Here is a 20,726-nt window from a genome sequence, read left to right as displayed (position 1 = left end):
GCGTTCGATCAGGATTACACTGGATCGTAAAAGTGCAGTTCGAACAGCAGGCAGCCGCCGTTCGACTTGAACGGGCCGTGATAGGCGCCCGGCGGGCGGCAGGCATAGGTGTTCGGCGCAAACGGTGTGCCGCCCTGACCCTGTGCGTCGTTGCCGACGGTGAGATCGCCGGACACGAGATACACTTCTTCCCAGTAGTCGTGGACGAAAGGCGCGGTGGTGTAGACGCCCGGCGCGAAGCGCAGCAGCCGCGAGCGCGTGCCGCGCTTGTTCGGCTCATCGAGCGCGCCGGAGAGAATTTTCTGCTGGATGCCGGCCGGATAACCCGGCGGCGTTTCCCACCCCGTGGACATATCGACCGCGTGGAATTCCTTGTGCTCCTTGTTGACGGCCATGCCGGTCTCCTTTGACGTGAGCGGGAAGGGCTACCAGCCCTCGAAAATGTGGGCATCGCGCGGCGGCTCATCCCGGAAGCCGGTATCGAGCCGGCGATAGCGTCCGCCATAGAAGATCAGCGGTTGCGACTGCCGCAGGGGTGTCGTGCGCAGCGCAGTGACGCGGCCGAGAAAGATCACGTGGTCGCCGCCTTCGACATGGGTGTGAGACTCGCATTCAAAGCTCGCCAGCGCATTCGGCAGCAGCGGGACGCCGGTCTCGCCATCGATCACCACCAGTCCGCTCCATTTGTCCGCCAGCGGCCGCGCGAAGCGGTTGGATATTTTCTCCTGGTCCTGCGACAGGATGTTGACGGCGTAGCGGGTGACCTGCATCCAGGCGGCAAAGCTGTGGGCGCGGCGGACGACGCTAAAGAGAATGAGAGGCGGCGTCAGCGAGACGGAGTTGAAAGAACTCACCGTCATGCCGAGGCGCTCGCCCGCGGTCGTGACGGCGGTGATGACGGCGACGCCGGTCGGGAAGGCGCCTAGTGCGTCGCGGAATCGGCGATCGTCGAAGCTCATCGCAGGTCCAATCCGGCTTGCTTTGTGCGATTATTACCTTCTAAAGTTAGCTATGTCACCGAGGAAATATTGAGACCGAAGGAGATGTGCTCTTGCCCGTTTTCAACTTCAAGCGGCCCGGCGGCGCGCCGATCGCGGCCGCACTCGACACCCTGATCGTCGCCGGCTGGACCGGCCGTGACACCAAGGACGCACGACGCGGCTTCAAGTGCTCGGCGGCGACAGCTCCGGCGAGGTCGAGCCCGTGGTGCTGTCGTTCGACGGGGCGATGTGGCTCGGGGTCGGCTCCGATCACACCGACCGCAAGCTCGAGACGCTCGGCATTGCGCTGTCGAAGCAGATCTGCGGCAAGGTGATTGGCGAGGATGTGTGGCCGCTTGCCGAGCTCACGCCGCATTAGGACAAACTTATCATTCGCGCGCATGCAACGATCGGCGGCGAGCGTGTGCTCTACCAGGAGGGCTCGCTCATCAACATGCGCACGCCGGCGGATTTGCTGGCGCGCTACGATGGCTCGACCGCGCTCAGGAACGGCTCGGCAATGTTCTGCGGCACGGTCGGCGCCATCGGCGGCATTCGCCCGGCGTCGCGCTTCGAGATGGAAATCGAGGATCCCGTGCTCGGCCGCCGCATCGGTCACGCCTACGATATCGTTGCGCTGCCGGTTGTAATGTAGTTGTGTTTGCGGAGGGTCGCGACCTCGTCGAGCGTTCGGGGCACGCGGTAGGATGGCAGCCGAAGCGTTGGCGAATGCGATGACACCAGGCCTGCCCCGTCCGCCGAAGGTGATTATCTTCGATTTCGATGGCGTGATCCTCGATTCCGCGGGCTTGAAGCTGCGAGCCTATCCGCAGGTTTACGCCAACGAAGACGCCGACAAGGTGAGCGCCATCATCAGGCACGCCGAATATCACGGCGGCATCACGAGGCGCGTCAAGTTCGAATACTACGAGCGTGAGATCTTCGGCCGTTCCGGCGATGCCGCAAGTGTCGATGCGCTGTGCCGGCGCTACTTCGACATCGTGTTCGAAGGTGTCCTGCGTTGCGCCTTCATCGACGGTGCCTTGGAGTTGCTCGACCGCGCCGCCGGCAAGGTCCGCATGCATGTCATCTCCGGAACGCCCGACGGAGAATTGAACGAGGTCGTGCGCGAGCGCGCGCTGGCGCGCTATTTCGTCACCGTACGCGGCGCCCCGGCCACGAAGCGGGAGCGCTTCCAGCAAATCCTGTCGGAAGAGGGATGTCGGCCGGCCGAGGCGCTGGCCATCGGCGACTCCATGACCGAGTTCTAGGCGGCCCGCGACAGCTGCATTCCATTTCTCGGTATCGTGCCGCCGACCGCCGACAATCCCTTTCCGTCATCGACTTTGGTGTGGCCCTCGCTGGCGCAAGCCGGCGACCGGCTCGCCATTTCCTGAAGCCAGCGAACGTCGATCATCTACATTGCTGTTCGTTGGACTTGCGCTTCATGTGCGACGGCGAAAGCCGCCGTTCCATCGCGCGGCGCAACCGCCGGCTGTTTCTCGGGAGAACACAGAGTGCCGGGTTCCGGCGGCTTAACGCTCATTGAACGTGCAGCGTGCCGATAAAAGCGGCCGCAAGAGTTGGCGACGGCAGGGTTCAATCACGATCGCCGTGCAAATGGCGCCGCAACGCGCCGCGCCCGGTTGGCACCGAAGATGCAAATGGCGCAGCCATCGTGGCGAAGCCTGCGCTCAGGAAGAGAAGCCGTGACGTTATATTGCAATGCGAGCATATCCGACGTCGCGCCGCGCGACAAATCGATGCGCCCGTCCGGGTTGCCTCTAAAATAAAACTATGTAATATAGCTACTGTATATATGTTTAGTAGCCTGGGAGCCGGAAGGGCTCTCGGGGCGGTCTCTTGATCAGCCATTGCCGGGGGCTCGCGCGGCACCCCGCGCGCATCTGGAGAGCGTCTGCCTGTCGTTGGACATGAACTGGAGCGCGAAATGAAAGTCGGTAGTTTCTGGTTGAAGCGTCTTGGCGTCTGTTCGCTGGCGGTCTTCAGCTTTTGGTCCGGCTCATCTTACGCGCTCGCGGCGGCGGCGGATTTCCCCGATCATCCGATTTCGCTCGTTGTGCCTTTTGCGGCCGGTGGCCCGGTCGATGTCATCGCCCGCGCGGTTGCCGATGGCATGTCGAAGGAGATCAACGGCACCGTCGTCGTCGAAAACAAGCCGGGCGCCGGCGGCGCCATTGCCTTCAGCTACGTCGGCCGCGCCAAGCCGGACGGCTACACGCTGGTCGCGGTGGATATGTCGTTCGTGGTGCTGTCGCACTTCCACGACAATGTCGGCTACGACCCGGTCAAAGATTTCAAGATGGTCGGGCAGACAACGCTGTCCACCCTCGTGCTGGTCGTGCCGGCCGACAGCAAGACGCAGGATCTCGACAGCTTCGTCCAGAATGCGCGCCAGGCTGGCGAAGGCGTTTCGATCGCCAATGCCGGTCTCGGCAGCACGCCGCATCTGGCCGGCCTGTCTTTCGCCAAGGTCGCCAAGATCAAGCCGCTGATGGTGCCGTATCGCGGCATGACGCCGGCGGTCACCGATCTGCTGGCCGGGCGCATTTCGAGCGCCTTTGTCGGACCGCAAAGCGCCGTCGGGCTCGTCCAGGAAGGCAAGCTGAAGATGCTCGCCGCCATCGGCCAGGAGCGGCTGAAGGAAGCGCCCAACGTTCCGACCTTCGCGGAGAAGGGCATGGATCTGCCGGGCTTCAAGCGCGGCACCTGGTACGGCATCGCCGCGCCGGCCGGCACGCCGGCGCCTGTGATCGAGAAGCTCAACGCCGCGCTCAATCGCGCGCTCGACAAGCCCGACCTGCAGAAGCGGCTCGAGCCGATGGGCATCTTCGTCCAGAAGACGACGCCTTCGGAGTTCGACGGCTTCATTCGCGATCAGGTGGCGCAGTGGAATGAGATCGCGGCGACGGTCAAGGCCGCCGCCAAACCGTAGCGCGGCCGTTGAGTCGCGGCTGCTCTGACGAAACAAGGAATTGCCCCATGTATTTTGACAAACGTTTCACGACGCTCGGCCTCTCCGCCGCGGCTCTGCTCTTGGCGGCGTCGCTTACGCCGGCCCATGCGCAGGCCAAGGATGAGATCCGGGTGACCATCCAGCGCACCACCACGGCCTTGCCGATCGTGGTGGCGCAGGAGAAGGGCCTGTTCGCCAAACATAACGTCGCGGCGAAGTACACAATCTCGCAGGTGCAGATTTCCGATTCGATCGCGGCGCTCGGCCGGCAGTTCGATATCGCGATGGGCACACAGCCGGCGCTCATTGCCGCGGCCGGGCAGGGCCTGCCGATCGTGGTGGTGACGGGCGCGGCGCTCGACACCACCAAGGTGCCGACTTCGGACATCGTCGCGAGCAAGGAATCCGGCATCACCTCGCTCAAGCAGCTCGAAGGCAAGACCGTCGGCACGCTGACGCTCACCGGCAACATCCATTTCGCGCTGCTCGACGGGCTGCAGAAGCAGGGCGTCGATTTCAAGCGCATCCGCTGGGTCAGCGGCACCGTGCCGCAGCTGCCCGATCTGTTGAAGGCGGGCCGCGTCGATGCGATCGAGGAGATCGAGCCGTTCGCGACCAGCGCCGTCGCCAACGGCGGCGTGTCGCTCGGCAACCCGTTCCGCTCGATCGGCGATCGCGCTTATGTCGGCATCCTGCTGGCGCAGCGCGAATGGGCCGACGCCAACAAGGATCGCATCCTGGCCTTCTCGGCGGCGCTCGAAGACGCGGTGAAATGGATCGAGGCCAATCGCGAAGAGGCGAAGACCATCCTGAGCTCCTACACCGGGCTGAAGGGGCCGATCCTCGATCGCGTGCCGATCCCGGAATTCCATTTCTCGACGACCGTTGAGGATCTCAAGAAGGAGCAGGGCCAGGACGTGACGACCTGGATCGACATCCTCAAGCGCACTAGCGATTTCCCGCCGGTGAGGAAAGAGGCCCTGATGCCGGCCTGGGCTCAATAACGGCTTTGCAATCGAGACGCGGAACATGACCGACAAGACCCAGGAAGCCGCTCTGGCGCAGCGGCTTCGCGACTGTCTGACGCCGACCGAGCGCGAGATTTCCGATGCCGCAGGCTACGGCAAGCGCATCGGCTTCGGATCGCGTCCCGCGATCCTGCTCGTCGACGCGACCTACAGCTTTTGCGGCCGCGAGCCGAAGCCGATCCTCGAATCGATCGCCGCGCAACGGCGCTCCTGCGGCGAGTTCGCCTGGGAGACCGTCGAGGCCAGCGCGGCGCTGCTCGCGCAGGCGCGCGCCGCCGGCGCGCCGGTGATCTACAGTGCCATGGAAGACCCGGCGAGCCCGGAATACGAACCCGGGCTGTGGCGCGCCAAGAACCGCCGCGGCGTCGAGGACACCGGCTTCAACCCGGATCCGCAGAAGGGCGAGAACCAGATCGTCAAGGAACTGGCGCCGCAGCCGGGCGAGATGGTGTTCTCGAAGAACAAGCCGAGCCTGTTCTTCGGCACCGGCCTCTTGCCTTATCTCATCGCCCACCGCATCGACTCGCTGATCATCTGCGGCGGCACGTCGAGCGGCTGCATCTATGCGACAGCGGTCGACGGCTTCTCGCACAACTTCAAAGTCGCCGTGGTGGCTGACGCCACCTTCGACCGCATCCAGACGGCACATTGGGTGTTCCTCGCCGACATCGACATGAAGTATGGCGACGTCACCACGGTCGGGGCGGCGATTGATCATCTCAAGACCATCAAGATGAACTGACGCCGCGCGGCGGCGGGACTTTGCGTCGGAGGAAGGATTTGTGAGCGTGGCGGAGCGTGCGGCTGGCGGCGGTAGCGGCCCGGAGATGCAGTCATCCGATGACGGAATCGCGTTCCGCTGCCGGTCGCTGGCGGTCGATCTTGGCATCGCCGACTACAAGCGGCGCATCATCGAAAATCTCGACATCGAGGTGCCGCGCCGGCAGTTCGTCTGCATCCTCGGCGAATCCGGAGTCGGCAAGACGACGCTGCTGCGCGTGTTCGGCGGCCTGGTACCGGCGGCACCAGGCTCGAGGCTCGAACTGAACGGTCAGGCGATTTCCGGCCCGCCGCAGGGCGCGGTGTTCGTGTTCCAGAACTATGCGGGTTCGTTGCTGCCGTGGCGCACCGCACGCAAGAATGTCGAGCTCGGCCTCGAGGAGACGTTGCCGAAGGCCGAGCGGCAGCGCCGCGCCATGGTGGCACTGGAGCAGGTCGGCCTCGCCGACCGCGCCAATGACTATCCGCGGCAGATGTCGGGCGGCATGCAGCAGCGCGTGCAGATTGCGCGGGCGCTGGCGCTTGAGCCGCGGCTGCTGCTGATGGACGAGCCGTTCGGCGCGCTCGATGCCATGACGCGCGAGAATTTGCAGATCGAGCTGCGCCGCATCCATCAGGCCTCCGGCGCCACCATCATGTTTATCACGCATGACGTCGATGAGGCGGTGCTGCTCGCCGACCGGCTGATCGTGCTGCGCGGCAAGCCGGCGGCGGTCGGCCTCGACATCGTCAGTCCATTGCCGAAGGAGCGCGACCAGATCACGACCAAGGAATTGCCGGCGTTCCTCGAACTGCGGCACACAATCTACGAGATGCTGCGCGGCCATGGCACGCGGGCCTGAAGCGTGACAGCGGAGCGGATGCGGCCGGCATGAACAGGATGGTTCAGAGGATCAATCTCCCCGGGCTCGCCTGCATGGCCGCCCTGGTGCTGCTGTGGGAGATCTTCAGCCGCACGGTCGGCGCGCGGCTCGATACCATTCCGTCCGTGTCGGCGATTCTCATCGCGCTCTATCAGCTCGTCAGCGATGGCGCGCTTCTGTCCCAGCTCGGGCACACCGTGCTGGTGTCGGTGGCCGGCTGGCTGATCGCCAGCGCCGTCGGCCTCACGGCCGGGCTGGTGATCGGCTTGTGGCGCCCGGTGTGGACCTATTCGATGGCCAGCATCGATGTGCTGCGCTCGATCCCGTCGATCTCGCTGATCTCGATCGCGCTCCTGCTGTTCGGCTTCTCGTCGAAGATGGAGATGGTGATCGTCGTCTATGTCAGCCAGTGGCCGGTGCTGCTGGCGACTGCGAGCGCGGTCGGTGCGACGCCGCGCAGTTACCTGGATTCGGCGCGTGTGCTGCGGCTGTCGCAGCGCGCCACGGTGATGAAGGTGCGCATCCCGGCGGCACTGCCGAGCATTCTGGTCGGCGTGCGGCTGGCGCTGACTTTGTCGATCGCGCTGGCGGTGGTGGCGGAGATGGTCGGCAATCCGGCCGGGCTCGGTTTCGGCATCGTCTATGCGCAGCAGGCGATCCAGCCGGCGCAGGCCTTCGCTTATCTCCTGGTCATCGGCTTGATCGGCTGGGCGCTCAACGCGGCGCTGATGGCCGCGGTCGAGCGCTTCCTCAACGTTCACACGGTGACGCCATGACGCCGGGCGGCAATCATGGCGCGTCGGCACCGCCGCTGCGCGGGCTGCTGCCGCTGATCGTCGGCCTGCTGGCCTGGCAGTTCCTGGCGCCGAAAAGCGTGGCGTATCTGCCGCCGCCGCTCGAGTGGCTGAAAGCGCTCGAGACCTTGCGCGTGTCAGGCAGCCTGTGGCCGGCCATTTTCACGACCATGACCAGTTTCGCCGAGGCGCTGGTGCTGAGCATCCTGATCGGCTCGGCGCTCGGCATCCTGCTCGGCCGTTCGCAACGCCTCGACCGCATGCTCGGGCCGTCGCTGGAATTCTGGCGCACCATGCCGGCCGGCGCGCTAGTGCCGGTGGCGGTACTCATCCTCGGCTACACCGAGCAGATGACGTTGTTCGTCGTGACGCTGACCAGCATTTGGCCGATCCTGCTCAATGTGCGCTCGGCGGCGAGGCGCATCAGCCCGGACCGGCTCGACGCGGCGCGCGTGCTGCACCTGTCGTGGTTCGCGACGCAGCGCAAGATCCTGATCCCGTCGCTGGTCGGCGCCATCCAGCTCGGTACCCAGATCGCGGCGCCGATCGTGCTGATCATCGTGCTGCTCGTCGAAATCCTGACTCAGGGCTCCGGCATCGGCCGCGAGATCTCGCTGGCGCAAAGCACCTTCCGCAGCGCGACGGTGTTCGGCCTGGTGATGCTGACCGGCATTCTCGGCCTCGCGGTCAACCTGCTGATCGGCTGGAGCGGCGCGCTGCTGCGCAATTACGAGACCAACGTCTGAAGCCGGCCGTTCGAAGCCTGTGCCTGACGCCTGAAAGGAAACGCCCATGACCTCCGCAGCCTTCAACGTCGTCGAGGCGACGATCGCCGACATTCACGCCGCTTTCGAAGCCGGCACGCTGACGGCGCGGCAGCTGGTCGAGACGTATCTTGCGCGCATCGCCGCCTACGACAAGCAGGGCCCCGCCATCAATGCAGTGATCGCGCTCAACGACAAGGCGCTCGATGAGGCCGATCGGCTCGACGCCCGCTTCAAGGCGCAGGGCATGACCGGCCCGCTGCACGGCATTCCGCTGCTGATCAAAGACCAGATCGACGTCGACGGCATGGCGACCACCATGGGCTCGCTGCTGTTCAAGGACTTCCGCCCCGGCCGCGACGCCTTCGTCGTCAACAAGTTAAAACAGGCCGGCGCCATCATGCTCGGCAAGGTGACCCTGGGCGAACTCGGCGGCGGCGATACTCACGGCTCGCTGTTCGGCTCGACCCGCAACGTCTATGACACCGCGCGCACGGCCGGCGGCTCGTCAGGCGGCTGTGGCGCCGCGGTGTCGGCGAATTTTTGCGCCGCGGCCATTGGGCAGGAAGGCTTCTCCTCGATCCGGCGGCCGTCGATCTGGAACGGGATCGTGGGCATGCGGCCGTCGATCGGACTGGTCAGTCGCGGCGGCGTCTATGGCGGCTGGCCCACCACCAACGGCTCGCTCGGGCCGATGGCGCGCAGCGTCGCCGATCTGGCGAAGCTGCTCGACGTCATGGCCGGCTACGACCCCGGCGATCCGAGCACCGCCTATGGCGTAGGCCAGACGCCGGCAAGCTACAGCGCGACGCTGAAGAAGGACGAGCTCGTCGGCGCGCGCATCGGCATCCTGCGCGAGCCGATCGGCTACGACAGCGAACCGCAGTCCGACGATTTCCAGAAGGTCGATGACGTCTTCAACAAAGCGGTGGCCGAGCTGAAGCAGGCCGGCGCCGAGATCGTCGATCCGATCGTCATTCCAAATCTGGTGGCGCTGTTGAAGAAGCGGGCGCGCAATCCGGACAACGACGATCAGATGTATGCAATGTACGTCAAGGGTACCCAGGCGCCGTTCGCCACTCGCCGGGAGGTGGCGGCGTCACCGCTGTTCCAGAAAGTCTGGATCAACTCGCAGAAGCGCTGGCTCGACGCGCCGTCCGACGACAAGCAGCTCGCCTATCACCGGGCTCGCGAACAACTGCTGACGAACCTGCTGAAGGTGATGGCCGATCACCGGCTCGACGCCATCGTGCACAAGGCAGTCGAACACCAGCCGACGCTAATCAAGGACGGCATCGAGCCTCCGTTCGTCGATCAGAAGGGCGCCCCGCACCTCAACACGTTCCTGACCAATGTGCCCTCGGTCGTGGTGCCAGCAGGCTTCACCACCGATGATCTGCCCGCTGGCATCACCTTCCTGGGGCGGCCTTATTCGGACGCGCGCATGATCGAGCTGGCCTATGCCTATGAGCAGGCCACGCAGCATCGCAAGCCGCCGCGGTCGACGCCCTGACCGGACCGGGCGCGGCCTCAGCCGTGCCGCGACACGATGATATTGGCGTAACCGGGTTTGACGCGGGCATCGATAAAGAACGGTTTGCCGCTCTTCACGGCATCGAGGCCCTGGTTCACGGCGTCGCGCAATTCGCTGAGCGTCTGCACCGGGCCGATGGCGTCGACGCCTTGCGCCCGTGCGATGGCGGCCAGATCGACCGCCGGATCGTCGATGCGCTGTCCGACCCAGCGATTTTCCACCGGCCGGCCGCGCGTCTTGGCGACGGTTTCCTGATGCACCTCGTCGTTGAAGTTGGACCGGTTGTTCGAGACGATGAACAGGCAGGGGACGCTGTAATGCGCCGCGGTCCACAGCGCCGTCGCGCCTTGCAGGAAATCGCCGTCGCCGAGCACGCCGACCACGATGCGCCCGGTGTCGTGCAGCGCCAGCGCCGCGCCGATGGTCAGGCCCGGACCGGCGGCAAGGCCGGCGCCGCCATCATGGCCGAGATAATCGAGCGGTCCTGACATCGGGAGGTCGGTCGAGGCCCAGCCGATCACGGTGTGCGCCAGCGTGATCGGATGCTGCTTTTGCAGTTCGGTGAGGAGCGCCTCGATGTCGTGCGGGATGAGTTCTTTCTCGGCATCGTCGCTGAAGCCGCGCGGTGTCGCCGGGCCGCCTTTGAGCCATGGCGCGCGCGGCTTGCCGAGGCGCGATTTGATGGCGGGCAGCAACTGTTCGATGAAGGCGTCAGCATCGGCCATGACATGGCGGTCGGCGGCGACCGGCGCGAAGTGATCCATGCTCCAGCCGTTGTGCAGGATGCTGTCGAGCGACACATGCACGATGCGGGCGCCGAGCCGGTGCGTCTTGCGGTCGAATTGCTGCAGATAGCCGTTGAGATCGACCCAATCGAAGCTGACGATCAGGTCGGCGTCCTTGATGGCGGCCTTGGCGCCGGCGGTCATCCAGCCGCTCGGCGGCGAAATGTGCTGCGCATGACTGGTTGGGAACACGGCGCGTTCGCGCAGCGAGGTGATGACGGCGGCGCCGGCGGTCTCGGCGAGTTCGACGCGCCGGTCCCAATGCAGTTGCTGCCGTGAGCCGCGGCCAATCAGGAAGACCGGGTGCTTGGCAGCGGCGACCATGTCGGCGACTTCGGCGATGTCGGCCGGCGTGCCGCAGGGTGCATCCGGTGCAGCGAAACGATCGAAGTCCGGGATATCGATCGCGTCGGCAATCGGCTCTTCCTGCAGCCCGGCATCCAGACAGACATAGACCGGCGCCTTGGGCGCGCTGGTGGTCATCTGCAGCGCGCGGGTCATGCTTTCGATGACGCCGTGCACCGAGCGCGGTTCGTCGTCCCATTTCACGTAATGGCGGAGCAGGGCGCCCTGATCCTTGGCGGTGTGAATCCAATCGATCCACGGCCGGCGCTTTTCCGGCTGCACCGGGCCGGTGGCGCCGAGGATCAGCATCGGCACGCGGTCGGCCCAGGCATTGAAGATGCCCATCAGGCCATGCATGAGGCCGACATTGCTGTGCAGGACACAGGCGAGCGGCTGATCGGTCGCCTTGGCGTAGCCGTGCGCGATCGAAACGACGTGATCTTCGTTCAGGCACAGCAGCATTTGCGGCGCCGTATTGCCGAGATAGTTGACCAGGCTGTCATGCAGGCCGCGATAGCTGGCGCCGGGATTGAGGACGACGAAAGGAATCTTGGACCGGCGCAACAGCTCGGCGGCCACATCGCTCTTCCAGGCGAGATCGTTGGATTTCACCGGGACGGTGGGGCGGTCGATGTTTTGTATGACAGGGTCTTGCACGGCATGTCTCCGAGACGCTGAGCGACGGCGCATTGATGGACCGGCGGCGAAAAACGCGCGCGGTAAAAGACTATAACAGATAGCTTAGTTATGTATATCTTTGTGTCCCGGCGTTCCGGCAAGGCCGGAATGCGCTGTAGCCCGGCGTCAGGCGTCCAGCGACGCAGCGACGTGTTCGGCCAGCGACAGCGAGCTGGTCAGGCCAGGCGACTCGATGCCGAACATCTGCACCAGACCGGGCAGTCCGTGCGCGGCCGGCGGATCGATGAGGAAATCCGCCGCCGGTTCGCCCGGGCCGGTGAGCTTCGGCCGGATGCCGGAATAATCCGGCGACAGCGTGCCATCCTTGAGCGCCGGCCAATAGGTTCTGATGCGGTCGTAGAAGGCGTCGGCGCGTTTGGGATCGACCGGGTAATACTCTCTGTCGATCCATTCGACGTCGGGTCCGAAGCGCATGCGACCGGCAAGGTCGAGCGTGACATGCACGCCGAGGCCGCCGGTCACCGGCGTCGGATAGATCAGCCGGGTGAAGGCGGGCTTGCCGGCATAGGTGAAGTAATTGCCCTTGGCGAGGACCTGCTTCGGCACCCGCACCGCCGGATAGTCGGGCATCGTCAGCGCGATCTTCTGTGCCGACAGGCCGCCGCAATTGATGACGGCATCGAATTCCATCTCGCCGGCCTCGCTGCCGCCGAACGCGACCAGCCACTGGCCGTCTTTGCGCACCGCGCCGGTGACCGGCGTGTTGAAGGCGATGGCGCCACCGGCGTCCTCGATGTCGCCGCGTAACGCCAGCATGTAGTCGTGCGCACTGACGATGCCGGTTTCGGGCGACAACAGCGCCGCGGTGCAGGCGAGCGCCGGCTCAAGCGCCATGGCCTCGGCGGCGCTGAGCATGGTCAGGCCTTCGACGTCGTTGATCTTGCCTTGCGCCGCAATCTGTTCGAGCTTGGCCGTCTCGGCGTCATTGGTGGCGACGATCAGCTTGCCGACTTTTTTGTGCGATACGCCATGCGAGGCGCAGAACGCATAGAGCAGGCGGCGGCCGAGGACGCAGTGCTTTGCCCGGACCGAGCCGGTCGGATAATACATGCCGCCGTGGATGACTTCGGAATTGCGGGACGACACGCCGGTGCCGATGGCGTTGGCCGCCTCCGCGACGATGACATCGTGGCCCTTTTGCGCGATGGCGCGCGCCACGGCGAGGCCGACCACGCCGGCTCCGATGACGAGGACTTGCATTATTAACGGCTTTCCTTGGCGGATGGCTTCCGCCGCCGCTCTTCGCGAAGGGGCGTGCGGGGGTGGAAGCTCTTCGCCAGATGGATGGAGTTCGGCGTTTCGTCGGCGATGTGGCGCAGGAAGTTTGCCACGGCGTCCATGTCCCGCGCCCGGTTGCCGGAGAACAGGCGATCGTTGATCCGCCGCAGCAACGGCGTCAGTTCGTGCAGGATCGCGGTGCCGTCCGCGGTCAGGCGAATGAGGACGGCGCGGCTGTCTTTCGGATGCGGCTGCTTGTCGAGAATGCCTTTCGTGACCAGCTTGCCGACTTCCGCCGTGACATTGGCGGCGGCGACATGCAACTGGCCGGCGAGCGTGTTGATGCCGACCGGGCCCTTCTTCTGCAGATGCCAGGTCGCGAGCAGGATCGCGTATTCCGCGGCGCTGAGGCCGACCGCCGTCGCCAGAGCGCGGCGCAGCGCCAGCATGCCGGCTGCGGCCGCGAACAGGTCGGCGACCAGTTCGCGGAACTTGAGATCGGAGCCATCGACGAGCAGTTCGGGCAGGCTGACGGTGAGGTTCTTCGCCGACCCCCGGGACCCGGATTCCGGCACGCTTTTTACCGCAGAATACCGCTTTTTAGGCATCGACGCCTCGTTGCCGCTAGCCGCAGACATGCATCAAATACACGAAGGGGCCGTGTTGCGGAACATCGACGCGCATCTCACCAGCCGTGGAGCCACAGATTATCGTCGGGAGCCCGCTCGCCATCCTCATGTGCCAGGCGCCGATAGCGTCCGGAGAAGAACAGCAAGGGCAGGGCGCCGGGATGATGGATCGTGTAGCGCGTGACCTCGCAGACAAATATCTCATGGTCGCCGCCGTCATAGGTGGCATAAGGCCGGCATTCGAGATGCATGAGGATGTCCGGCGGCAGCGGGCTGCCATTGGTGGCGCGGCGATCGTCCAAACCATCCCACTTGCTGCCGGCGGCGCGCGCGAAGCGATTGGACAGCTCGACCTGGTGTTCGCCCAGCACCGAGATGGCCAGCGCCTTCGCCGCCTTCCACATCGGCAGGCCATAAGCGTTGCGCGCGACGCTGAACAAAACCAACGGCGGCTCGAGCGACACGGAGTTGAACGAGCTGACCGTGGCGCCGATCTTGTTGCCATCCACCTCGGCAGAAATGATGGCGACGCCGGTCGCGAATAGTCCGAGCGCATTGCGGAACGCGCGGGCATCCAGTTTGGGGTCGGTGTTCTCGCTCACGCCTTTGACCATAGCGGGCTGAATTGCGTCGCGACCACGTCCTCGTAGCGCGGATGGCCCTTGAGGATGCCGATGTTGCGGGCAAAGGCGTTCATGCCCTCGACGAAGGACGGCGTGATCGACGCATCGTAATAGGGCAGGTCGCGCCTGATCAATTCGGCGATCAGTTCGGCTTCCGATGGCGGGAACAGCTTGCGGCCGACGGCCGTGGCTTTCGCCGGATCGGCTTTCAGCGCCGCCTGGGTCTTGACGATGGCGCGCACGGCGGCGGCTGCCTTGTCCGGCGACTGCTCGATGAAGCGGTCGGACGTGGCGATCGAGGCCATGGTGTAGTCGAAGCAGCCCTTGGGCCCGTCGCCACGGCGGATGTCGAGCACGACGGTGCCGACGCCACGCGTCACCGCGACTTCGGTGCCCATGCCGTTGGCCCAGAAGCCGTCGATCTTGCCGTCCTCGAGCGCCTTGGCGGCGGTGAGGCCGAAATTGACGGTGGCGCCGACGGCGCCCGGCACCGGCGCGATCGACACCTGGTCGCGTTCGAGATCGATGCCGCCGGCTTTCAACAATTGCCGCAGGCCCATCTCGACCCACGGCGCGGCGCCGATGCGCTTGCCCTTGACGATGCTGAGATCGTTGCGCGCGGCCTTAAGGTCCGCGCGCATGACCAGGAACCAGTACATGCCTTGTGCTTGCGCGCACAAGAGCTTGACGCCCTTCCACTCGGGAAAGGCGGCCAGCGCCGAATGCGCCGAGCCGCCGACGAAGTCGATCGTGCCGTCGCGCAAGGCCGCATAGCACTTGTCGACCGGGAAGATCAGTTCGAGCGAGACGTCGAGGCCTTCTTCCTTGAAATAGCCGAGTTCGACCGCGGCCGCCGCCGGAAAATACGAATTTGAAATCAGGTCGGGGACCGCGATCTTCATCGGTTGCTACTTCTTGTTCTGGGTTTCGTCGTAATAGTGAATCTCGAACAGCATGCAGCCCTTCTCCGACTTGAACGGGCCATGATAGGCGCCCGGCGGACGGCACGCATAGGTCAGCGGATTGAACGGTTCGCCGCCCTTGCCGTTCTTGTCGTTGCCGACAGTGAGGTCGCCGGAGAACAGGAAGACTTCTTCCCAGTGATCGTGCACGAATGGGTCGGTGGTGAAGACGCCGGGGTCGAAGCGCAGGATGCGCGAGCGGCTGCCGGTCTTCGTTGTCTCGTTGAGGTCGCTGGCCAGGATTTTCTGCTTGATGCCCGACGGATAGCCGGGCGGCGTCTCCCAGCCGGAGTTCATGTCGAGGGCGAAGAATTCGAGATGTGGCTTGTTGAACGGCATGAGACCTCGCGTGTTAGCCGGCGATCGGCAGGGTGAGGGTGGTGTAACGGTGGGTGATCTTGCGCTTGGCGACCGGGTCCTCGAGCTCGAGCTCGAACAGGTCGGCACCCTCGATTTCACCATGGACGGCCAGCGTTCCGCAGAACATCGCGGTGCCGACTGGCAGCCTGGCGCCGGCGCCGAGATAGCGCGCGGTGAGGTCGTCAGGGTGGCGCATCTTGGCCAGCGGACCTTCCTGATACAGGCTGCGCTTGCCGTTGCGGGTCGCGAAGGAGCGCACCAGCAGTTGATCCCAGCGCGCCGATACGTCGGCAAAGCGCCACAGCCGCTTCGACACCGGCTTGGCGCACACCTGCTTGGAGATGGTGATGCCGACGGTCTCGACCTGACGGTCGGTGTGGTCGGAGCCGACGCCGAGCCATAGGCCATCGGGCAGGCTGAAGATTACCGGCTCGACCTCGCCGCTCGAATGTGTGCCGACGACCTCGATGTCCGCCGCCTGGGTGAGCAGGGACGTGGCGCCGCGATAGAAGATCGGCGTCGAGGCCGGCCGCTTCACGCCGAGCTTTTCCAGTTCGACGATGTGCGCCTCCATCGCCGCCTGGTCGCGTCCGGTCCAGCCCGCGATGACGAGTGCGGAGATGCTGACGTTCATATCGCCGCTGGCATCGTCCGATGAGAAAGTAAGTTTGATCTCGGGCATGGCTTGATCCTTTGCGCGTTCAGTAACGCTTGATGAGCGGCAGCATGGCGAGCGAGCCGAGGACTCCCGCGCCGACCAGCACCAGAAGGCCGGCGTCGAAGTTACCGGCTGTGCCGATGATCCAGCCCATCAGCAATGGCGAGCAGGCGCCGATCAAGTTGCCGGCCCCGTTGTAGACGCCGACGCCCGATGCCGTAACCTGGGGCGGAATGATCTGCGCGGCCATGGCGAACAAAGGCGGCAGCGCGGAGCCCCAGAAACCGGCGCTCAGCGCCATCACGATTGCGGCGGCATAGGGGTTCGAAACGTACGACACCACGTAAATCAGCGCCCCGGCCATGAACAGGCCGACGAAGCAGACGATGGCGCGGCGCCCAATACGGTCCGAGATGTAACCGCCGAGCAGTTCGCCGAAAAACATCAGGATGAAGGGCAGCGACGCGAAGAAGCCGAGCGACTTCAAATCGAAATGCTGCACCTTCTGCAGGTAGCTCGGCAGCCAGGCGTTGAGGCCCCAGAGATAGACCAGACAGGCCGAATTGAAGAGCAGGATCATCCAGAAGCGCCAGTCCTTCAGGAAGATGCCGATGCTGCCGGTCATTGACGTGGTTGAGACTTCCTCGGCGCGCGCCTCGGCTTCACGATGCGGCGGCCAGTCGCGCACCAGCATCAGAACCAGCGGCACGATGATCACGATGTTGAGGATCGCCAGGGCGTAAAACGACGACCGCCAGCCGAAGGCGGCCACCAGGGCAATGGTCAGCGGAAAACCGATGGCGGAGCCGAGCGGGCTGCCGACCATCCACACTGAATTGGCGCGAGCCTGCTCGTGCTTGGGAAACCAGCGCTTGACCACCTTGTTGACCAAAGCGAACTGCGGCCCTTCGGCGAGGCCGAGCAGCACGCGGTAGACGATCATCGACGTGAAGGAACTGGCGGCGCCGATCAGCACCATGAACACGCCCCACAGCGAGGCGCCGACCGCGAGGCTGCGCCGCGGCCCATAAATGTCACCGATGAAACTCAGGAGCACGCCGGAGACGCCATAGGCAAACAGGAACGACGTCATCAAGAGGCCGAGCATCGGCGGATTGAAGCCGATCCCGATCGCCTGATTGAACTCGCTGTTCGTGAACAGCACCGCGATGCTGATGCGATCGAAAAAGCCGGCGATGACGACCAGCAGCAGAACGCCGGCGACCAGCCAACGACGCTTCGCAGCCGGACTTACAGCAGAGGGGGCCTCGGAAATCGAACTCGTTGCCATCGAATTTTCCTCGTTGTCCCGGCGGGGTGTGAAATTTGATTGCTAATCTAACATACCTATGTTTTATAGCATAATGCAAGAGCCGGGTAGGGGCGGTTTTCCCCATCCTGACGAGAGATCCATCGGACCGCGGAGGTTAAGGAACGCCATGAACGTCGTTGAAAACGTGACGAAGGGGAGTTCTCGGACGAGCGCCGGCAGCGGGTTGCGCACGGGCGCCGAATATCTCGAATCCCTGCGCGACGGCCGTCAGGTCTATGTCGATGGCGAAAAGGTGAAGGACGTTACGACCCATCCGGCATTCTCCGGGGGAGCAAAGTCGCTGGCGCGCCTGTTCGACGTCGCTGCCGCGCCGGAGATGCGCGAGCGCATGACCTTCACTTCGCCGAAAACCGGCAATCCGGTCTGGCGCGCCTACCAGATTCCGAAAACCCACGCCGATCTCAAGGCCAAACGCCTGGCCGCCGAGACCTGGGCTGAAGCGACCTACGGCCTGATGGGGCGGACGCCCGACCACGTCGCCGGCTTTTTCGCCGGTTACGCTGCGGTGCCGAGCGTCTTCGCGGCGGGCGGCCAGCAATTCGCCGATAATGTGGTCAACTTTTACGAGAAGATCCGCGATACCCATCAATATCTCAGCTACGCCATCGTCCCGCCGCAGATCGACCGCAGCAAGCCGGCGCATCAGCAGAGCGATCCGACGCTGTATGCCGGTGTCGTCAAGGAGACAGATGGCGGCATCATCCTGTCGGGCGCGCAGCAGCTCGCGACCGCTGGCCTTTACTCCGACTACATCTACCTGAGCTGCATCCATCCATTGCAGGCAGGCGATGAGAACTACGCCAATGGCGTCGCTATTCCGGCCAATGCGCCGGGGCTCAAGCTCTACCCGCGCCGGGCTTACGCCAATGTTGCGGAAAATTCGTTCGACTACCCGCTGTCCTCGCGCTTCGATGAAGTCGATTGCTTCGTCGTTCTCGATAACGTCTTCGTGCCGTGGGAGAACGTCTTCATCTACCGCAATCCCGCGGTGTGCCGCGATCAGTGGTGGCGCACGCCGTCGCACCTCTATGGCAACTATCAGGCCCAGGCGCGCTATGCGACCAAGCTGCGGTTCATGATCGGTCTTGCCAAGCGCATGAACGAGATGACCGGCAACGATTCCAACCCGGCCGTTCAGGTCCAGATGGGCGAGCTGGCTTCGCTCGTCTCGATCGTCGAGAACATGCTGTTGTCCCAGGAGACCACGGCAACGATCGACAAGGATGGCGTGCTCTGGCCATCCAAGACCGCGCTTTATTCGATCATGGCGCTGCAGTCCGAACTGAACTCGCGCATGCTCGAGATCATTCGCGAACTGAGCGGCGCCGGCATGATCACGGTGCCGTCGGCTTACGCCGACTTCCAGAACGCCGACATGCGTTCCGACATCGACCGCTTCATGCAGTCCGGCGTCGCCGACGCCAGGAGCCGCGTGGCCGTGATGCGCATGGCTTGGGATTTCATCGGGTCCGAGTTCGGCAGCCGTCACCAACAATATGAGAAGTTCTACGGCGGCGCGTCGTTCCTGGTGAAGATGAACGTCTATCGCAACTTCGATTTCGCCCGCGCCACTGGCATGGTCGAAAGCGCGCTCGCGCTGCCGCCGATCGGCGACACGAAGTAAGCAAGCGTCCTACCGCTTCGACCGCTTTGCGCTTTCGGCCAAAGCGGTCGGCGGGAAGGGGCGTTCGACGACGTTGCGGATGGCAAAGCTCGAGTGGATGCGGGCCACCTTCGGCAGGCGCGACAGTTGCGTCTTGTGGATCTGCTCGAAGTCCTCGATGCCGCGGGCGAGAATAGTCACAAGATAGTCGTCCGAGCCAGACATCAGCAGGCAGCGGATGACCGACGGGCACTCGGCCACCGCGGCCTCGAAAGCCTGCAGCGCGTCTTCGCTCTGGCTTTCCAGCGTGATGCGCACGATCACCGTGGTGCCGAGCCCAAGCGCCTGCAGGCCCAGCGCGGCGTGATAGCCGGCGATGAAACCTTCCTCTTCGAGCGTGGCGAGGCGCCGCGAACAGGCCGTGCTCGACAGGCCGACGCGTTCGGCAAGATCGACATGCGAGACGCGCGCGTTGCTCGCGATCTCGCGCAGCAAAGCGATATCGATGCGGTCCAAGTCGTGCATGAAACGAGCCACATCTCGGCAGCACGCGCAGAAATACTGCGTGGAGTGACAAGATTACGCAGGAAACGCCGGAAAGACAACTTCGACCTGGTCTAGCTTGTCGCCAACAGAGGAGGGGAGCCCATGCTCGTCGGCGTTCCAAGCGAAATCAAAACTCATGAGTACCGCGTTGGCCTGACCCCGGCGTCGGTCCGGGAATATGTCCAACGCGGCCACAAGGTCCTGGTGCAGAGCGGCGCCGGCGACGGCATCGGCGCTGCGGACGACGTCTATCGTCAGGCCGGCGCCGATATCGCCCAATCCGCGGCCGAGGTGTTCAAGGCGGCGGACATGATCGTCAAGGTCAAGGAGCCGCAACTGGACGAATGCGCCCAGCTCCGCCAAGGCCAGATCCTGTTCACCTATCTCCATTTGGCGCCGGATCCGAAACAGACCGCGGCGCTGGTCAAGTCAGGATGCACGGCAGTCGCCTATGAGACCGTCACGGACGACCGCGGCGGCCTGCCGCTGCTGGCGCCGATGAGCGAAGTCGCCGGGCGCCTCGCGATCGAGGCGGCGGGTGTTGCGCTCAAGCGTCCGGCCGGCGGCCGTGGCTTGCTGATCGGCGGCGTGCCGGGCGTGCCCGCCGGCCGCGTCGTCGTCATCGGTGGCGGCGTCGTTGGTGTTCACGCGGCGCGCATGGCCGTCGGCCTCGGCGCCGAGGTGACCGTCCTCGACCGTTCTCTGCCTCGGCTTCGTGAACTCGATGAGTTGTTCGCGGGCCGGGTTCGCACCTTATATTCCACCTCCGAGGCGCTCGACAACGAAGTGGCGGCCGCCGATGTCGTGATCGGCGCGGTGCTGGTGCCAGGCGCCAGCGCGCCGAAGCTCGTCAGCCGCGACAAACTGAAGACGATGAAGAAAGGCGCGGTGATCGTCGATGTTGCCATCGACCAGGGCGGCTGCTTCGAGACCTCGCACGCGACGACGCATGCCGAACCGACCTATGTTGTGGACGGCGTCATCCATTACTGCGTTGCCAATATGCCGGGCGCGGTGCCGGTGACCTCGAGCCACGCGCTCAACAACGCGACGCTGCCGTTCGGTCTGGCTCTGGCCTCGTCGGGCTTGAAGGCACTGCTGGCCAATCCGCATTTGCGCAACGGCCTCAACGTTCACAAAGGCAAGGTGACCTATAAGGCGGTCGCCGACAGCCTCAACCTGCCTTATGTGTCGGCTGAAAGCGCCATCGCGGCATAAGGCCGATTCCCACCGGAAACCCCTCCC

General features: G+C 64.5%; 21 protein-coding genes and 1 pseudogene. 11 read left to right on the top strand and 11 right to left on the bottom strand.

The genetic code is table 11. The annotated features are described in order from the left end of the window. Positions 1-14: 14 nt before the first annotated feature. Positions 15-395: a hypothetical protein gene (locus tag ASD45_RS11875; protein ID WP_056911668.1), complete on the bottom strand. Its 381-nt coding sequence runs from the start codon at positions 393-395 to the stop codon at positions 15-17. Positions 396-425: 30 nt separating this feature from the next. Continuing rightward, positions 426-959 (bottom strand): flavin reductase family protein, encoded by a 534-nt coding sequence (locus ASD45_RS11870; protein ID WP_056911667.1) that lies wholly within the window; start codon positions 957-959, stop codon positions 426-428. 208 nt (positions 960-1,167) lie between these two features. On the opposite strand from ASD45_RS11870, the pseudogene ASD45_RS23055 reads away from it, so the two are divergent. From ASD45_RS23055 to ASD45_RS11820, 9 genes and pseudogenes are all read left to right on the top strand, one after another. Continuing rightward, positions 1,168-1,635 (top strand): annotated as a pseudogene (locus tag ASD45_RS23055) (DUF2848 family protein). 79 nt (positions 1,636-1,714) lie between these two features. Beyond that, positions 1,715-2,251, top strand: a complete 537-nt coding sequence (locus tag ASD45_RS11855; protein WP_162249416.1) for an HAD family hydrolase — start codon at positions 1,715-1,717, stop codon at positions 2,249-2,251. Between the two features lie 680 nt (positions 2,252-2,931). Continuing rightward, positions 2,932-3,936, top strand: a complete 1,005-nt coding sequence (locus tag ASD45_RS11850) for a tripartite tricarboxylate transporter substrate binding protein (protein WP_056911664.1) — start codon at positions 2,932-2,934, stop codon at positions 3,934-3,936. 47 nt (positions 3,937-3,983) lie between these two features. Next, complete coding sequence (locus ASD45_RS11845) at positions 3,984-4,961, top strand: ABC transporter substrate-binding protein (RefSeq protein ID WP_056911663.1); 978 nt, start codon at positions 3,984-3,986, stop codon at positions 4,959-4,961. A gap of 25 nt (positions 4,962-4,986) precedes the next feature. Next, complete coding sequence (locus tag ASD45_RS11840; RefSeq protein ID WP_056911662.1) at positions 4,987-5,727, top strand: isochorismatase family protein; 741 nt, start codon at positions 4,987-4,989, stop codon at positions 5,725-5,727. Positions 5,728-5,773: 46 nt separating this feature from the next. Then, entirely contained in the window at positions 5,774-6,607 is an 834-nt protein-coding gene (locus ASD45_RS11835; protein WP_200949664.1) for an ABC transporter ATP-binding protein, read from the top strand. Positions 6,608-6,636: 29 nt separating this feature from the next. Further along, positions 6,637-7,404: an ABC transporter permease subunit gene (locus ASD45_RS11830; protein ID WP_082540798.1), complete on the top strand. Its 768-nt coding sequence runs from the start codon at positions 6,637-6,639 to the stop codon at positions 7,402-7,404. Next, positions 7,401-8,168, top strand: a complete 768-nt coding sequence (locus tag ASD45_RS11825) for an ABC transporter permease subunit (protein WP_056911660.1) — start codon at positions 7,401-7,403, stop codon at positions 8,166-8,168. Before ASD45_RS11830 ends, ASD45_RS11825 begins: the two co-directional genes overlap by 4 nt. Positions 8,169-8,214: 46 nt before the next feature. Continuing rightward, entirely contained in the window at positions 8,215-9,699 is a 1,485-nt protein-coding gene (locus ASD45_RS11820) for an amidase family protein (protein WP_056911659.1), read from the top strand. A 17-nt stretch (positions 9,700-9,716) separates the two neighbouring features. Here the strand turns inward: ASD45_RS11820 and ASD45_RS11815 are convergent, their stop codons facing one another. From ASD45_RS11815 to ASD45_RS11780, 8 genes are all read right to left on the bottom strand, one after another. Then, positions 9,717-11,507: a thiamine pyrophosphate-binding protein gene (locus ASD45_RS11815; protein WP_244485321.1), complete on the bottom strand. Its 1,791-nt coding sequence runs from the start codon at positions 11,505-11,507 to the stop codon at positions 9,717-9,719. Between the two features lie 147 nt (positions 11,508-11,654). Next, positions 11,655-12,749, bottom strand: a complete 1,095-nt coding sequence (locus ASD45_RS11810) for an NAD(P)/FAD-dependent oxidoreductase (RefSeq protein ID WP_056911658.1) — start codon at positions 12,747-12,749, stop codon at positions 11,655-11,657. Positions 12,750-12,751: 2 nt separating this feature from the next. Beyond that, positions 12,752-13,375 (bottom strand): MarR family winged helix-turn-helix transcriptional regulator, encoded by a 624-nt coding sequence (locus tag ASD45_RS11805; RefSeq protein ID WP_162249415.1) that lies wholly within the window; start codon positions 13,373-13,375, stop codon positions 12,752-12,754. 77 nt (positions 13,376-13,452) lie between these two features. Continuing rightward, positions 13,453-13,998, bottom strand: a complete 546-nt coding sequence (locus tag ASD45_RS11800; RefSeq protein ID WP_244485319.1) for a flavin reductase family protein — start codon at positions 13,996-13,998, stop codon at positions 13,453-13,455. Then, positions 13,995-14,921, bottom strand: coding sequence for an ABC transporter substrate-binding protein (locus ASD45_RS11795; protein WP_056911656.1), 927 nt, complete (start codon positions 14,919-14,921; stop codon positions 13,995-13,997). The genes ASD45_RS11800 and ASD45_RS11795 overlap by 4 nt, the downstream gene beginning before the upstream one ends. A 6-nt stretch (positions 14,922-14,927) precedes the next feature. Then, on the bottom strand, positions 14,928-15,320 hold the full coding sequence (locus ASD45_RS11790) for a hypothetical protein (protein WP_056911655.1): 393 nt from the start codon (positions 15,318-15,320) through the stop codon (positions 14,928-14,930). A 13-nt stretch (positions 15,321-15,333) separates the two neighbouring features. Beyond that, on the bottom strand, positions 15,334-16,023 hold the full coding sequence (locus ASD45_RS11785; protein WP_156380808.1) for a DUF2848 domain-containing protein: 690 nt from the start codon (positions 16,021-16,023) through the stop codon (positions 15,334-15,336). Positions 16,024-16,042: 19 nt separating this feature from the next. After that, complete coding sequence (locus tag ASD45_RS11780; protein WP_056911654.1) at positions 16,043-17,290, bottom strand: MFS transporter; 1,248 nt, start codon at positions 17,288-17,290, stop codon at positions 16,043-16,045. Positions 17,291-17,438: 148 nt separating this feature from the next. Between ASD45_RS11780 and ASD45_RS11775 the strand changes: the two genes are divergently transcribed. After that, complete coding sequence (locus tag ASD45_RS11775) at positions 17,439-18,956, top strand: 4-hydroxyphenylacetate 3-hydroxylase N-terminal domain-containing protein (RefSeq protein WP_056911653.1); 1,518 nt, start codon at positions 17,439-17,441, stop codon at positions 18,954-18,956. A gap of 9 nt (positions 18,957-18,965) precedes the next feature. Here the strand turns inward: ASD45_RS11775 and ASD45_RS11770 are convergent, their stop codons facing one another. After that, positions 18,966-19,460, bottom strand: a complete 495-nt coding sequence (locus ASD45_RS11770) for an Lrp/AsnC family transcriptional regulator (protein ID WP_056911652.1) — start codon at positions 19,458-19,460, stop codon at positions 18,966-18,968. Between the two features lie 123 nt (positions 19,461-19,583). Between ASD45_RS11770 and ald the strand changes: the two genes are divergently transcribed. Continuing rightward, complete coding sequence (gene ald, locus ASD45_RS11765) at positions 19,584-20,699, top strand: alanine dehydrogenase (protein WP_056911651.1); 1,116 nt, start codon at positions 19,584-19,586, stop codon at positions 20,697-20,699. The last annotated feature ends 27 nt before the right edge of the window (positions 20,700-20,726 follow it).

Source organism: Pseudolabrys sp. Root1462, from assembly GCF_001426945.1.
Classification (GTDB): domain Bacteria; phylum Pseudomonadota; class Alphaproteobacteria; order Rhizobiales; family Xanthobacteraceae; genus Pseudolabrys.
The sequence above is the reverse complement of the archived record's forward strand: the minus strand, read 5'-3'. Positions and strand labels throughout refer to the sequence as shown.